Genomic DNA, 14,446 nt, shown 5'->3' with positions numbered 1-14,446 from the left:
TCAATCCCGTTTTCCTACCGACAAATATCAATGCCCCGCATCAGGACAGTTTGTACGTAAACCCCGCCCGCGCGAGCTCGAGGGAGGTGCTTGATATTTATCAAGTCCGTCTACCTACATTCGTCGAGACTCTTTACCAAAGGACATCGGAGCGTACACAGAAGCTCGACCTCGAGAAACACAGTTTGGCCCCCACTAAACAGCCGAAGAACCTCCCTTGGGAGCGCGCGAGGAAAGAAGGGGCAATGATGGCAACCGTCACGCGGAAACCCGGAAGGAGCACTGATGTATTCAAGCATCTTTTTCGCGTGGGGGCTGGCAGCCATTACCGTGGTTGTGCATGCCGTCGGTCTGGCCTTGATGCTAAAGTTTCTGTCCCGCAGAAACAATGTTCCCCTACGGCAACTAGGCGCCATCAGCGCGCGGTTGGTTTGGGTTGTCTGCTACATGATCATGCTGCATTTGATCGCTGTCTCGATTTGGGCGACATTCTATGTGTGGCAGGGATCTCTGCCTGATTTCGAAACGGCGCTTTACTTCTCTGGAGTAACCTACGCGACCATCGGCTACGGTGACGTGGTGCTGGTGAAACCCTGGCGCCTATTCGGGCTGATTGAAGGGTTGACGGGTATCATCATGTGCGGCTTATCCACGGGTGTGTTCTTCGCCGAGGTCAATCATATCTACCAAATGACCCATGCCGACAAGGACCGCGGCGAAAAAACCTGAAGTATTGCGCTACCAGGACTTCATGACTACGACGCCGTCAACGGCGTGGCGTCCTGATCCTGATAGTGCAGGATCGCAGCATGAGCGTTGAACAGCATACGCTCGCTCCCTAGTTTTTCGTCGAACCCAGCACGCCGTACCATTTCAAGTACACCAGGGTTCAACCCCGCCAGCCAGAGACTGGCACCGAGTTCGCCCAAGTGTTTTTCGCCTTCAATCAGAGCTTGCAGTGCCGAGTATTCGATGTCGGGAACGGCACTCATGTCCCAGACCACCACATGTGGATGGTACAGCGCTTCCAGCGCGATGATCTGCTCCTTGACATAGTCCGCGTTAAGGAAGAACAGACGTCCCTCCGGCCGCACGATCAACAGCCCCGGGAAAGTCTCATCATCTGGGTGGTCCTCCGATAAAGGCCGAAGCACGTCGGTACCGCGCTTGCGACCCAGGACGTACACATGCGGACGAGCCGTCTGATAGGCCAGACTGACCAACGATACGACGATTGCCACCGTGATGCCCTGCAGCGTGCCAAACAACAGCACACCAAACGTCGCTACGAGCGCCCAGTGGAACTCCATCGGGCGCACCTTGCGAATAGCCAGGAATTCCCGGGGTTGAATCAGCCCGACCGAGTAGTAGATGACGATGGCCGCCAATGTAGCGTGAGGCAGATACCCGAGAAGCCCCGAAAGCAGCAGCATCGTGGCGAAAGCCATGCCGGCAGTGACAATCGAGACCGCTTGAGAGTGGCCTCCGGTGGCACGGACAACCGCCGTCTGCGAAGTACCTCCACCGGCGGGCATCGCCCCCAGCAGTGCGCCCCCGAGGTTACCCAGGCCGGTAGCAACCAACTCGCGGTTTGCATTGATCGGGGGATCGCCTGGCCGGACAAAGGCACGACCTGCTGCAATCGTTTCGGTAAAGCTCATCAGCGCGATCCCGAGCGCACCCGGTATCATTTGTTCAACCAATGTGAGTTCGGGCAGTGTGATTGGGGGTAACCCTGCTGGAATCAAGCCGACAGTCGAAACGCCGAGCGCCTGCAGGCCGAAGTACCACGAGGCGGCGATACTCCCTGCCACCACAACAAGTGGTGCTGGCGAATGTGGCCACACGCGTTCCATTGCGATGAGGATCAGGAACGCCGCTGCAGCGACCGCGATCGTGATCAGAGAGCTCCCGGGTACGTGATGCACAATGTTGAGGAGATCGAGAAAAAAGCCCTGTTTGGCGATGTGGATGCCGAGAAGTTTTGGTACCTGATCCAACACGATCACAAGGCCGACACCTGCTTTGAAGCCGCTCAACACCGGGGAGGAAATGAAGTTCGCGAGAAAACCCAGGCGTATCAGCCGCGCCAACAGCAGCATGGTGCCCACCATTGCGGTCAGTGTTGCCGTGGCCGTGATCAGCTTCCCGGGGTCACCATCGGGTACTGCCAGACCGATCTGCGCACCGGCCAGAATCGCCAGCGTGGCGGAGGAGCTGACGCTAAGCACTCGCGACGTGCCCAGGAATGCGTAAATCAACATTGGGACGAAGGCCGTATACAAACCGACGGCAACAGGCAAGCCGGCGACAGTCGCGTAGGCCATTGCCTTGGGTAGTACGACTGCAGAGGCCGTGAGCCCTGAAACGACATTGAGGCGAAGTGACGCCGTGTCAGAGTGGGCCGTGCTTGAGGCTTTCAGATGAAGTTTCACACGGCCGCTCCTGATGGGTTCTATTGCCTGTTACGCGCAAAGACTCTCGGCATTCGCGCTGACACGGAGCTGACCCGCAAGCTCATTTTAAAGTCACCCTTGATCAGCTCAATCTCGCGGCCAACCTTCACGTTTTCTCTCTTCGGATATGCCGATTACGAATAAAAACCTTCACGCCGAAGGGCGCTTTGATTCTGTTGACTATTAACGACAGCCTTGTAACGCCGCCGAAGAATTTTCGTAATATTACGGGTTGCCCACCAAGGCGGAGTATTTATTGACCGCAGATGCATCGAAGTTTCTGCCGGATAAGTGCTAGAGACTTGAGAAATATCAAATATTCCCAATAAACGCATAGCCATCGCATGCGTCATTCTGGTCTGTACTCATCCAGGGCGCTCACGGTTACCTCGTGCTGCAACTTGATTTTTGTCAGAAGTGCCACCCTCTGCGGGTGCTAGCGTTATGACAAGAGACGGGCTATGCATCTGTTCAAGTTTGCTTCACGGAGAAGGGTATGCGCTGGAACATTAATGTTGTCAGACAGCCTGTCGGTTTGCCCATCGCCATTGTCCTAGGCGCCTTAAGTCTGGTTGCCGGCTGCGGCAAAGAACCCGTCTCCCCTGCGCATAACCCGCCTGAAGTCACTGTGATGACGGTCACCGCCCGCGACACGCCAGTGACTTTCGAATTCGTTGCCCAGACCCAAAGTTCCCGCGAGGTGGAAATCCGTGCACGCGTGGCCGGTTTCCTTGATAAGCGGCTGTACACCGAAGGCGATTTGGTCAAAGCCGGACAAACGCTGTTCCAGATGGACCGCAAACCGTTTGAGGCCGCGCTGTTGTCGGCCCAAGGCCAACTGGCCCAGCAACAAGCTCGCTGGGAGGTAGCCAAGTCCACGTTGGCGCGGGTACGGCCGCTGGCGGCGCAGAATGCGGTCAGCAAGATGGACCTTGACAATGCGGTGGGCAACGAACGTGAGACCCATGCCGCCGTATTGGCCGCAGAGGGTACTGTGCGTACCGCGCAGTTGAACCTCAGCTACACCACCATCAGCTCACCCCTTGCCGGACTGTCGAGCTATGCCAAAAAACAGGATGGCAGTTATGTGACGCCAGGTGAGTCGGGGTTATTGACTTCGGTGTCACAGATGGACCCGATGTACGTGAACTTCAGCCTCTCGGAAAACGAGACGCTGAAATACCGCGACGAGATAGCCGCCGGCCATCTCATTTTTCCACCGCGTAGTGATTTTATCGTTGAAGTGGTATTGGCTGACGGCACCGTGGCGCCCAACACTGGCAAGGTGAATTTTCTGGCACCTTCCTACAGTCAGGATACTGGCACCTTCCTGGTTCGGGCAGTGCTCGCCAACCCCGATGGCTTGCTGCGTCCGGGTCAGTTTGTGAGAGCCCTGGCCAAAGGCGCTACGCGACCCAATGCCATTCTTGTGCCGCAAAAAGCCGTGCTGGAAGGTTCCAAGAGTCACTTCGTGTGGGTCCTCAATGCCGAGGGAAAACCTGAGCAACGCGTGGTTGAAGTGGGTGACTGGCAAGGTGACAACTGGTTCATCAACAAGGGGCTACGGGTCGGCGAGCGCATCGTGGTCGATGGCGCGATCAGGGTCACGCCAGACGGGCCATTGAAGATCGTCGATATACCTGGCGCCTCGTCAACAAGCTCAGCCGATGGGCAAACCGCAAAAGCCGATGGGGGGAAAAGCCAATGAGCATTTCCCACTATTGCATTGACCGGCCGATCTTCGCTTCGGTGATCTCCATCATCATCACCCTGGCCGGTGCAGTAGCCATGCTCAAGCTCCCTGTTGCGCAGTACCCGGATATAACGCCGCCGCAGATTACGGTGGCCGCGACGTACCCCGGTGCCGATGCGCAAGTCGTGGCCAATAACGTGGCCGCGTCCATCGAACAGCAGGTCAATGGCGCCGACAACATGATCTACATGAACTCGTCGAGCTCCGCGACGGGCAACATGACCCTCAATGTTTTTTTCGAAATAGGCACCGACCCTTCGTTGGCGCAAGTCGACGTGCAGAACCGAGTCAACCTGGCCCTGCCGCAACTGCCCTCCGCCGTGCAGAGCCAGGGCATCCAGGTACAGAAAAAATCCTCGGCCTTCATGATGGTGCTTGCGGTGTATTCCGCCGGCGACCGCTACGACAGCACCTATGTCGCCAACTACGCCAACCTTTACATCCTCGATGCGATCAAGCGGATTCCAGGGGCGAACCAGGCCAGTATCTTCGGCACGCCAGACTACGCCATGCGGATCTGGCTAAAGCCTGACCGTATGGCCCAGCTGGGCATCACCGCCGCCGATGTACAGAAAGCCGTCGCCAATCAGAACCAGCAGTTCGCCGTAGGCAGGGTCGGCCAGTCGCCTACGGGGCAACCGGTGGAGCAGTCGTTTGCCGTGACCACCAAGGGACGCCTGACCGAGCCTTCGGAATTCGAGAACATCATCTTGCGTGCCAGCAACAACGGCGCGGCGGTTGTTCGACTCAAAGACGTTGGACGCGCCGAGCTGGGGCAAAAAGACTATTCCTTGCGCAGCACCTACCAGGGCCGGCCGGCGACGCTGATTTCCGTGTACCAGCAACCCGGCGCCAATGCCCTGGATGTTTCCGCAGCAGTGACCAACACCCTCTCGGACATGAAGGCCACGTTTCCCGAGGGCATCGAGTACAAGATCGTGATGGACACCACGGCCTTTACCCGAGCTTCGATTTCCGAGGTAATCCACACCTTCTTCGAAGCCCTGGTACTGGTGGTTATCGTGGTCTACATCTTCCTGCAGAGCCTGCGGGCCACGCTCATTCCGGTGCTCGCAGTGCCGGTGTCGATCGTCGGCACGTTCATCGGCATGTCCGCCCTCGGGTTTTCGGTGAACATGCTGACGCTGTTTGGCATGGTGTTGGCCATCGGTATTGTGGTGGATGACGCGATCGTGGTGATCGAAAACGTCGAACGCAATATGCAGGTGCACAAAATGACGCCCAAGGACGCGGCAAAACGGGCGATGGATGAAGTGGCAGGCCCGGTGGTGGCCATCGTCCTGGTACTGTGCGCGGTGTTCATTCCGGTGGCCTTCATGGGCGGCATCACCGGTCAACTCTACAAGCAGTTCGCGATCACCATCGCCATATCTGTAGTGATTTCCGGGCTGGTCGCCCTGACCTTGTCCCCCGCCCTGGCCTCCCTGCTGCTCAAACCGCAGCACGGTGACAAGAACGCCTTTTTCCGCTGGTTCGAACGCAATTTCGAGCGCTTGACCGAGGGCTATTCACGCTCGGTGGCGTTCATGATCAAGCGCTTCGTGCTGGCATTGCTACTCTTTGCCGGCATGATCGTGCTGATCCTGTTGATGGCCGAGCGCATCCCCAGCGCGTTCCTGCCACCGGAAGACCAGGGCTACCTGCTTGGCGCGGTGATCATGCCCGACGCTGCCAGCCTGGATCGCACCGCCGAGGTCGGCAAATTGGCCAGTGACTTCTTCATGAAAGATGAGGCCGTCGAAGGTGTCGCGATTGTGAACGGCTACAGCCTGCTCGACGGCCAGAACAAGAACAATGCCGGTGCGTTTTTTGTCGGCTTCAAGGATTTCGAGGGGCGTTACAAGGACTCCGAAACCATCAAGGCACAAAGCGCCCCCGCAGTGATCCAGAAGGCCACGCGGGCGTTTTCCACGGTTCAGGGAGGGATCATCTTGCCGGTCAACCCACCGTCCATTCCCGGCCTGGGTACCACCGGAGGCATGGAAGTCTGGGTTCAAAGCAAGGGCGACGGCAATGTCGACCAACTGGCGGAACTGGTCGCCAATCTGGTGGCGAAAGCCAAGACACGTCCGGAGCTGGGCGTCATCACCTCCACCTTCAACGTGTTTTCCCGTCAATTGATGGTCGACGTCGATCGCGAGAAAGCGGAATCCCTGGGCGTACCGGTCGAAGATGTCTACAGCGCCATGCAGACCATGTTCGGCTCGCTCTACGTCTCGCAATTCAACAAGTTCAGTCGCCTGTGGCAGGTGATTCTGCAGGCCGAACCGGCCTATCGCTTGAAGGCCGAGGACCTGCAGCAGATCTTTGTGCGCAGCAAAAACCTCGACATGGTGCCGCTCAAGGCCTTGCTGACCACCCGCTACGTCACCGGTCCCGACCTGCTAACACGTTTTAACAACTTCCCCGCGGTCAAACTCACAGCGAACCCGGCGCCAGGCTACAGTTCAGGCCAGGCACTCAAGGCTCTGGAGGAAATCGGCGCGGAGATCATGACCAATGACTATGCGCTGGCATTGAGTGGCGAGGCATTCGAGGAAAAAAAGAGCGGAGGTGCCTCCTCCCAGGTATTCATCTTCGGTCTGGTGATGGTGTTCCTGATCCTCGCGGCTCAGTACGAAAAGTGGTCACTGCCCGTGGGTGTGCTACTGGCCGTACCCTTTGCCTTGTTCGGCGCCCTGCTCGCCGTCCTGCTTCGGGGCTTGAGCAACGACGTCTATTTCCAGATCGGCTTGACCATGCTGGTGGCGCTGGCCGCCAAAAACGCCATTCTGATTTTCGAATTTGCGGTATTGAACCGGGAAACCGGCATGTCGACCTACGATGCCGCGATGACCGCAGCAAAAGAACGTCTGCGCCCTATCGTAATGACGTCCCTGGCGTTCATCCTCGGCTGCGTGCCTCTGGCCATTGCCGTCGGCGCCTCGGAGAATAGCCGTCACTCCATTGGTACCGGGGTAATTGGTGGCATGCTGGCGGCGACGGTGATCGCGATCTTCTTCATCCCTCTGTTCTATTACCTGGTGGAGCGAATGTTCGGGGAAAAGGACAACGCCCAAACAGCCGCCAAGCCAACTGCTTCGACGCAGGCTCCGACGATTCCCGACGGCGCGGCACAAAACCGACATGAGGGGGATTGAGATGCGTAAGCCTCCTATCCCGCTGATGTTGTGCCTGAGCCTGGCGGGTTGCATGGTGGGGCCAGACTACCAGCCCCCGAAAATCGACACCCCCGCTGCCTACCGTTATGCGGACAAGGAAGCAAAAGACCTGTCGAATACGCTGTGGTGGGAGCAGTTCCACGACCCGGTCCTGAATGAACTGATCCGCACGGCGCTGCTCGAAAACAAGGACATCAAGATTGCCGCCGCGCGGGTCGAAGAATTCCAGGGCCGTTACGGCCAGACCCGTTCCCTCTTGTTTCCACAAGTCGGTCTGGGCGCCCAAGGGCAGCGCTCCCGTTCGCCGCGTGACACCGGTCCGGTCTCGCTGGACCCATCGGTGGACCCGGTGTTCAACAACTACCAGGCCATTCTCAGTGTGAACTGGGAGCTGGATATCTGGGGCCGGTTGCGCCGCCTGGATGAATCCGCCCGTGCCGATTTGCTGGCCTCGGAAGAAGGCCGTCGAAGCGTGATCTTGAGTCTGGTCGCTTCGGTTGCGTCGAGCTACGTGACCCTGCGTGACCTCGACCGGGAACTGGAAATCGCCCGCACGACCGCCAAGGCTCGCAGTGAGTCCTACGAAATATTCAAACTGCGCTACGGTGCCGGCACCATTTCCGAAATGGAACTGGCACAGAATCAATCCGAACTCGAGCGCACCCAGGCGTCAGTTGCGCAACTCCAACCCCTGGTCGCGCAACAGGAAAACGCCTTGGCCGTGCTGCTTGGGCGTAACCCTGGGCCAATCATCCGCGGCCGTGACCTGGCCCAACTGAATCTGCCAACGGTGCCGGCCGGCTTACCATCAGACTTGCTTGAACGGCGACCGGACTTGCGTCAGGCAGAACTGAATCTGATATCGGCCAATGCACAGATCGGCGCTGCCAAGGCTCAATACTTCCCGACTATTTCCCTGACCGGCCTGTTAGGTTCCGCCAGTAACCAACTGTCGAACCTGTTCACTGGACCCGCTTCCACCTGGTCCTATGGTGTGGCGGTAAGCATGCCAATCTTCACAGCCGGCGGTATTGCCGGGCAGGTGCAGCAAGCTGAAGCCATCCAGAAACAGGCGCTGCAAATTTACCAACAGTCGATTCAATCGGCGTTCAGGGACGTGGAAAATGCCTTGGTCGCATCGAGCAAATCCAGAGAACGGATGGCCTACCAAGCCAGGCAAGTCGAGGCACTGAGCACTTATGCCCATTACGCACGGTTGCGCTACGACAACGGCTATACCAGCTACATCGAGGTGCTGGACGCCGAGCGCAGCCTGTTCGACGCCGAATTGGATTACACCCGCACCCGCGGTTCGGTGTTCACCAACATGATTGATCTGTACAAGGCGACTGGTGGTGGCTGGGTGACCGAGGCGGACAAACTGACAGCAACTGCCAATCAAAAGCGACCATGAGCATGATGGAGACACCGTGCCGGCAGACCGGTTTAGCCGTGCCAACGCCAGCGGTAGCTGTACCTTGGCCCTCTCGAGGTTAAACACTTGCGCTGGAAGGACAGTGTCGCGGGATGACGGATCCGGCTCACAGGCAAACCACAAAACGCTCCCGCCAAGGCTATGAAATGTGCGGTTTTCCAAGCGGAGCATCCACGCAGCTCAGGGGCAGGCTGCTACGCTTTTGTGATGGGACCGAACCATAACGCGATCTTGCTCCTGAACAACTTCGACTTCGTTGAGTAAAGGAGTGGAAATGTCTCCCAGTAAGAAGAAATCCGTCCAGGGTGCGGCTCGAGAACCAAAGTTCGGAATTTACGAGCCGACTTTTCGCTCGCGAAAAGAACGCCTGAACGCAGGAGAGCGGATACGCGAGAGCCTGCCACACTCATCTCACGCAGTGTGGAAACCACCGCGCAAGCATCGTAACCCTATCGATCTCCTTGAAGCGTCCAATCGATATAGACTCCCCAGTCTAGTGCCCGTGCGCTATGGACGCATGTTGCGCAGCCCCTTCACCTTCTTGCGCGGTTCTGCGGGATTGATGGTTCATGACTTGGCCAGCCTCCCCAACACCGGCATTCGGGTACAGGCGTGCGGTGATTGTCACCTGTTGAACTTCGGACTGTTCGCGACACCCGAGCGCAATCTGATTTTTGACATCAATGATTTCGACGAAACCCTTCCCGCCCCCTGGGAGTGGGATGTCAAACGCCTGGCGATCAGCTTCGCCGTCGCAGCTGCAGATAACAGGCTCAGCGAAAAAGATGCCCACGCGATCGCCGTCAAATCCGTTAAAGCTTACCGGGAACGTCTACGCGAGCTTTCGAAATTGAGCCCGCTGGAGGTCTGGTATGACCACCTGGATGCACAAACGATCATCGATATGGCCCCCAATGCCAAAATCAAAAAAAACCGTGAGCAATTGATAGAAAAAGCCAAGGTTCGAGTCGGCGATTATCTTTATCCCATGATCAGCAGTGAAGTGGCGGGCCGTCGACGCCTGATCGATCAACCCCCTGTTCTGTTTCATATCTATGAAAAGGACTTTGAAAAACGGGTGCATGCGGCACTGCAAGACTATCGATTATCGCTACCCCATGAACGCCGCATACTGTTTGATCGGTACCGTCTCGAAGACTTTGCCGTCAAAGCCGTCGGAATAGGGAGCGTCGGCACCTATTGTTTTGTCGGCCTGTTCTTTTCCGCGGAGAACCACCCCCTGCTTCTGCAATTCAAGGAAGCGTGTCCTTCCGTGTTGGCGCCTTACGCGGGAAAAAGCGAGTACGAGAACCAGGGGCAACGCATTGTCACAGGGCAGCGGCTGATGCAGTCTTCCAGCGACATTTTTCTGGGCTGGACGCAAGGCCAAAAAGGCCGCCATTTCTTTGTGCGGCAGTTGCGAGACATGAAAATGTCTGCGCCGATCGAAGGCGCAACGACCACACAAATGAAGCTGTACGCCGAGCTATGCGGTCGTACCCTCGCGCGTGCCCATGCAAAATCCGGGGATGCGGCACTGATTAGCGGCTATTTGGGTAAGTCGGACTCCTTCGATCAGGCCATCGGCAAATTTGTCATGACCTATGCAAAGCAAAATGCAAAAGACTATGCCGCGTTGGTAGCCGCAGAAAAATCCGGACGGATCAAAGCATTGAGAGAAGAAGACTGACACCGCCGCCCCGTGCTGTTGCCTTAACCGAACGCGCTGAATGCCATTACCTGAGGCCCACCAAAAATGCGTCATGAGGCAACACTATGGATCACCAGACCTCAGTGCCGAAGATCACGCACCTACCGTACCGTATCCGCCTGTTGTTACTGATCGCCACGGCGTGCTACGTCGGAGGCTGCGGTACGCTGGGGCCGACCTCGATACAGCGCGATCGCACAGACTACGGCACAGTGATTGCCACGACCTGGAAAGAACAGACACTGCTCAATATCGTCAAGTTGCGCTACGCCGATGCACCGGTGTATCTGGAAGTCTCTTCGGTGATCAGCTCCAGCGCCATACAAAGTCAGGTCAACCTCGCAGCAGGCTGGTTTTCGGGATGGCCCAACGACGGTAGCAGTCAGGCCATAGGCGCATCCGGCGTTTACACAGATCGTCCAACAATCAGCTATACACCGCTTTCCGGGGAACGGTTCTCACGCTACTTGTTGCAACCCTTATCTCCTGAGGCCGTTTTTTCGCTTATTCAGGCAGGCTACCCGGTCGACCGCGTGCTGCAATTGACCGTCCGAGCAGCGAATGGTGTGTACAATCGATCGGTATCGCCTACACGCTTGCGTGCCGCAGATCCACGTTTCTATGAGCTATTGGATGCGTTAAGGCGGATACAGCGTTCGGAATCGCTAGGTGTAAGAGTCAGTACCCGCGCCAACGAAAGAAGCGAAGTGCTCATGATCGAACGTGACATCCCCGATGATGTGGAGAAGGATCGCCTTACCGTACGAAAGATTCTTCACTTGCGGCCCGACAAGGATGAACTGACACTTACTTTCGGTATGGTATCCAGGAGCGATACCGAGATTGCGCTCCTGACACGCTCCATGTCAGAAATCTTTCTGGAACTCGCCGCGACGATCGAGGCCCCTGCCGCGCATTTGCAAGATGGGCGAGCAAACCCCATGCCTCCCGTGCCCGATCATCCCAGTCCGTGGGACGATCCTCTGGTTCGCATCCATTCGAGCGAAGAGCGACCCGCTGATGCCTATGCTGCTGTGCACTATCGCGACTATTGGTTTTGGATCGACGACCACGACATGAAATCCAAATCGGAGTTCTTGTTCATACTGGTACTGTTCTCTCTTGCCGAAACAGGCGTGGCGCCGCAAGCCCCGGTGATCACCGTACCCGCTAACTGATGTGACAGTCATTATCCATAACCCGCCAAGGTCATATCAAAGGCGCTGCCGGTTGGACGAAGTGAAATAGGCAAGGATCATTGATCTTTATCAATTGTTAACGGTTAATCGAGTTCACGCTGATAACGACGCAACGCCGCACCGCCACGGAGTACCCGCCGTAAGCAATCCATCGTCGATTACCTGTTGGCGATAGCACTGTTCGATGGCCCTTTCCCGGGCTTTGAACCTGCCAACCTGCTGTCAAGATCAAGCGAGATCTGCCAGGTGCGCCCACCCTGCAGAGTTTACGTAGTCAAGCATTGAGCATTAGCCCCCTATTCGGCCACGCGTTGCACGTTGCCGGACCAAGGTTCAAAACATTGAACGCGGCAAGGAGTTTGCGATGGCTGATTCAAGCAAAAAAATGAGCCTGGTCGGGCTCACGACGCTGGTGACAGTCAACATGATGGGTTCGGGGATCATCATGTTGCCTACCAACATGGCTCAACTGGGTGCCGTCTCGCTGTTGTCGTGGCTTTTCACGGCAATCGGCTCGATGGCCATCGCTTATTGTTTTGCCCAGTGCGGCGTCTTCTGCTCACGCTCTGGCGGGTTGTCCGCCTACACCGAAGAGGCTCACGCGAAGTCGGGTTTTTTCCTCTGCTCGTACCTGTACTTCCTGTCTCTGGCCATCGCCAACGTAGCCGTGGCCATCTCTGCGGTGGGCTACATGACCGCTTTCTTGCCCTGGCTGGGTAGTGGTGCCATCCCGTTGTGCATAGGCACCATCGGGCTAATCTGGCTGACCACCTTCGCCAACTTCGGCGGCCCCGGCATCACCGGCAAGATCGGTGCTTTCACGGTCTGGGGCGTGATCATTCCGGTAGCAGGCCTTTGCATCATCGGCTGGTTCTGGTTCAAGCCCGATGTACTGGTCGCCGCCTGGAACCCTAACGATCTGCCGATTTCCGAGTCCATCGCCAAAGCCATTCCTCTGACCCTGTGGGCGTTCCTGGGCATGGAGTCGGCGGCCCAAGCCACCGATGCCGTGGAAAACCCCAAGCGCAACGTGCCACTGGCCTGCCTGTTCGGCACCTTGGGGGCTGCCGGTGTCTATATACTGTCGACCACCGTCATCCAGGGCATCATTCCCAATGCCGATCTGGCCAAGTCCACGGCCCCCTTCGCGCTGGTCTACGCCACGATGTTCAATCCATTGGTAGGCCATATCGTCATGGCCCTGGCGGTCATGGCGTGTGTCGGCTCGCTGCTGGGGTGGCAATTTACCTTGGCGCAAACTGCCAAGATGACCGCCGACCAGAACCTGTTCCTCAAGTTCTTCAGCAAGGTCAACGCCATGAACGCCCCTGTCGTCGGCATGATCGTCTGTGGCGTGCTGCAAACCTTGATGGCCCTGTCGACCATTTCACCGGATGCCGCCGCCCAGTTCAGCAAGCTGGTCAACCTGGCGGCGGTGACTAACCTCATCCCATATTTAACCGCGCTGACTGGTCTGCTGGTCATTATGTACAAGGCCGGTGTCTCAACGACGATCTACGCGCGCAACCTGGTAGTGCTGCTGGTTGCGGTGACGTACTCCTTGTATGCCCTGTATGCCTGCGGCAAGGATGCGGTGATGGGCGGCACCCTAGTACTGGCCTTCGGTTACCTGCTCTACGGTTTCCTCGCCAAGCGTTTCACCGACACGCTGCCAGCCGAACAGGCCGGGGCCGGCAATCCTTAGGCGCGGCAGCCAGGACTGCACAGACATCTGCATACGGGGAAACCGGACATGAACGTACCCTTGATCAAAACCACCCGTTTTTTGCTCGCTCTGGCGTTTTTGACGCTGCCTTTGATGGCCAGTGCCTCCACACTTGAACGCGTGCGCAGCAGCCACAGCTTCACCATGGGCTACCTGCCAGACCTGGCCCCCTTCAGCACGCAGGAAGGCGACAAAGCCAGCGGCTATGCCATCGAGCAGTGCCTTAAAGTTGCAGACAAGCTCAAGCGCGAACTTGGCCTGCCGGACCTGCAAGTGCGCTACCAGCCGGTTACGGTTTACGAGCAGGTCAGTGCGGTGAGCCAAGGGAAAGTCGATATTCTCTGCACGCCGACTCCGCCCACTCTGGAACGGCGCAAGACGATCAGTTACGCCATACCGATCTACACCGCCGGTCTCTCTGTCGTGGTGCGCAAGGATGCCCCCGAATCGCTGCTTAATGTACTCAATGGCAAAGTCGCCAATAGCGGACCGACCTGGCGAGCAAGCATCAACAGCGGTCTGGCCAACCACACATACGCCACCATTGAGGGCGGTGTAACCGAAGACTGGATTCGCGAAAGGATGCGCCTGCTTGGTGTAATCGCTTCACTGGTTACCGTGGCCAACAACGATGAGGGCATCAAGCTGGTCGCCGACGGCAAGGCGGACGCGTTCTTTGCCGAGCGCATGTTGCTGAAAAACGAAATAGCCAAGGAAGGGGCTCCCAAAAACCTGATGCTCCTGGACCGCATATTCGAGTACTCGCCGGTGGCGATGATGGTGGAGCGCAATGACGACGACTTCCGCCTGCTGGTCGATACGGCCTTGAGCGAAGCCTATCGTTCGGGCTCCATTGAAAAGGACTACGACAAATACTTGGGAGGGACCAACGATATCGTGAAGAAATTGTTCAGGGTGTATGCGTTGCCCGAGTGACATCAATCACTACAGGCCGTCTGCAAGCAGCTTTCCGGGCGCTGTATG

9 protein-coding genes are annotated in these 14,446 nt (G+C 57.3%); 8 read left to right on the top strand and 1 reads right to left on the bottom strand.

Translation table 11 applies throughout. The features are described 5' to 3' along the window. Positions 1 to 285: 285 nt before the first annotated feature. Complete coding sequence (locus tag BJQ17_RS11190; protein ID WP_004374840.1) at positions 286 to 729, top strand: potassium channel family protein; 444 nt, start codon at positions 286 to 288, stop codon at positions 727 to 729. Positions 730 to 755: 26 nt separating this feature from the next. Here BJQ17_RS11190 and BJQ17_RS11185 read toward each other — a convergent pair whose 3' ends face one another. After that, positions 756 to 2,435: a SulP family inorganic anion transporter gene (locus BJQ17_RS11185; RefSeq protein WP_070096060.1), complete on the bottom strand. Its 1,680-nt coding sequence runs from the start codon at positions 2,433 to 2,435 to the stop codon at positions 756 to 758. 652 nt (positions 2,436 to 3,087) lie between these two features. Between BJQ17_RS11185 and BJQ17_RS11180 the strand changes: the two genes are divergently transcribed. From BJQ17_RS11180 to BJQ17_RS11150, 7 genes are all read left to right on the top strand, one after another. Continuing rightward, a complete protein-coding gene (locus tag BJQ17_RS11180; RefSeq protein ID WP_004577548.1) occupies positions 3,088 to 4,164 on the top strand; it encodes an efflux RND transporter periplasmic adaptor subunit in 1,077 nt (358 codons plus the stop codon). After that, a complete protein-coding gene (locus BJQ17_RS11175; RefSeq protein ID WP_070096059.1) occupies positions 4,161 to 7,370 on the top strand; it encodes an efflux RND transporter permease subunit in 3,210 nt (1,069 codons plus the stop codon). Before BJQ17_RS11180 ends, BJQ17_RS11175 begins: the two co-directional genes overlap by 4 nt. 1 nt (position 7,371) lies before the next feature. Continuing rightward, positions 7,372 to 8,805 carry an efflux transporter outer membrane subunit gene (locus BJQ17_RS11170; RefSeq protein WP_014861895.1) on the top strand — a complete coding sequence of 478 codons (1,434 nt, stop codon included), beginning with the start codon at positions 7,372 to 7,374 and terminating at the stop codon, positions 8,803 to 8,805. A 295-nt stretch (positions 8,806 to 9,100) separates the two neighbouring features. Beyond that, positions 9,101 to 10,516, top strand: a complete 1,416-nt coding sequence (locus tag BJQ17_RS11165) for a DUF2252 domain-containing protein (RefSeq protein ID WP_218188952.1) — start codon at positions 9,101 to 9,103, stop codon at positions 10,514 to 10,516. A gap of 86 nt (positions 10,517 to 10,602) precedes the next feature. After that, positions 10,603 to 11,715: a hypothetical protein gene (locus BJQ17_RS11160; protein WP_070096058.1), complete on the top strand. Its 1,113-nt coding sequence runs from the start codon at positions 10,603 to 10,605 to the stop codon at positions 11,713 to 11,715. A 385-nt stretch (positions 11,716 to 12,100) separates the two neighbouring features. Next, complete coding sequence (gene potE, locus BJQ17_RS11155; RefSeq protein WP_004374854.1) at positions 12,101 to 13,441, top strand: putrescine-ornithine antiporter; 1,341 nt, start codon at positions 12,101 to 12,103, stop codon at positions 13,439 to 13,441. Positions 13,442 to 13,489: 48 nt separating this feature from the next. Then, positions 13,490 to 14,398, top strand: coding sequence for an amino acid ABC transporter substrate-binding protein (locus tag BJQ17_RS11150; protein WP_070096057.1), 909 nt, complete (start codon positions 13,490 to 13,492; stop codon positions 14,396 to 14,398). The last annotated feature ends 48 nt before the right edge of the window (positions 14,399 to 14,446 follow it).

The organism is Pseudomonas sp. NBRC 111139 (assembly GCF_001753955.1).
Classification (GTDB): Bacteria; Pseudomonadota; Gammaproteobacteria; order Pseudomonadales; family Pseudomonadaceae; genus Aquipseudomonas; species Aquipseudomonas alloputida.
This window is presented reverse-complemented; position numbering and strand designations above follow the sequence as displayed.

Excerpts from the sequence above, each read along its gene's own strand:
- BJQ17_RS11190 (WP_004374840.1), top strand. The coding sequence starts at position 286 with ATGTATTCAAGCATCTTTTTCGCGTGGGGGCTGGCAGCCATTACCGTG.
- BJQ17_RS11180 (WP_004577548.1), top strand. The coding sequence starts at position 3,088 with ATGACGGTCACCGCCCGCGACACGCCAGTGACTTTCGAATTCGTTGCC.
- BJQ17_RS11175 (WP_070096059.1), top strand. The coding sequence starts at position 4,161 with ATGAGCATTTCCCACTATTGCATTGACCGGCCGATCTTCGCTTCGGTG.
- BJQ17_RS11170 (WP_014861895.1), top strand. The coding sequence starts at position 7,372 with ATGCGTAAGCCTCCTATCCCGCTGATGTTGTGCCTGAGCCTGGCGGGT.
- BJQ17_RS11165 (WP_218188952.1), top strand. The coding sequence starts at position 9,101 with ATGTCTCCCAGTAAGAAGAAATCCGTCCAGGGTGCGGCTCGAGAACCA.
- BJQ17_RS11160 (WP_070096058.1), top strand. The coding sequence starts at position 10,603 with ATGGATCACCAGACCTCAGTGCCGAAGATCACGCACCTACCGTACCGT.
- potE (WP_004374854.1), top strand. The coding sequence starts at position 12,101 with ATGGCTGATTCAAGCAAAAAAATGAGCCTGGTCGGGCTCACGACGCTG.
- BJQ17_RS11150 (WP_070096057.1), top strand. The coding sequence starts at position 13,490 with ATGAACGTACCCTTGATCAAAACCACCCGTTTTTTGCTCGCTCTGGCG.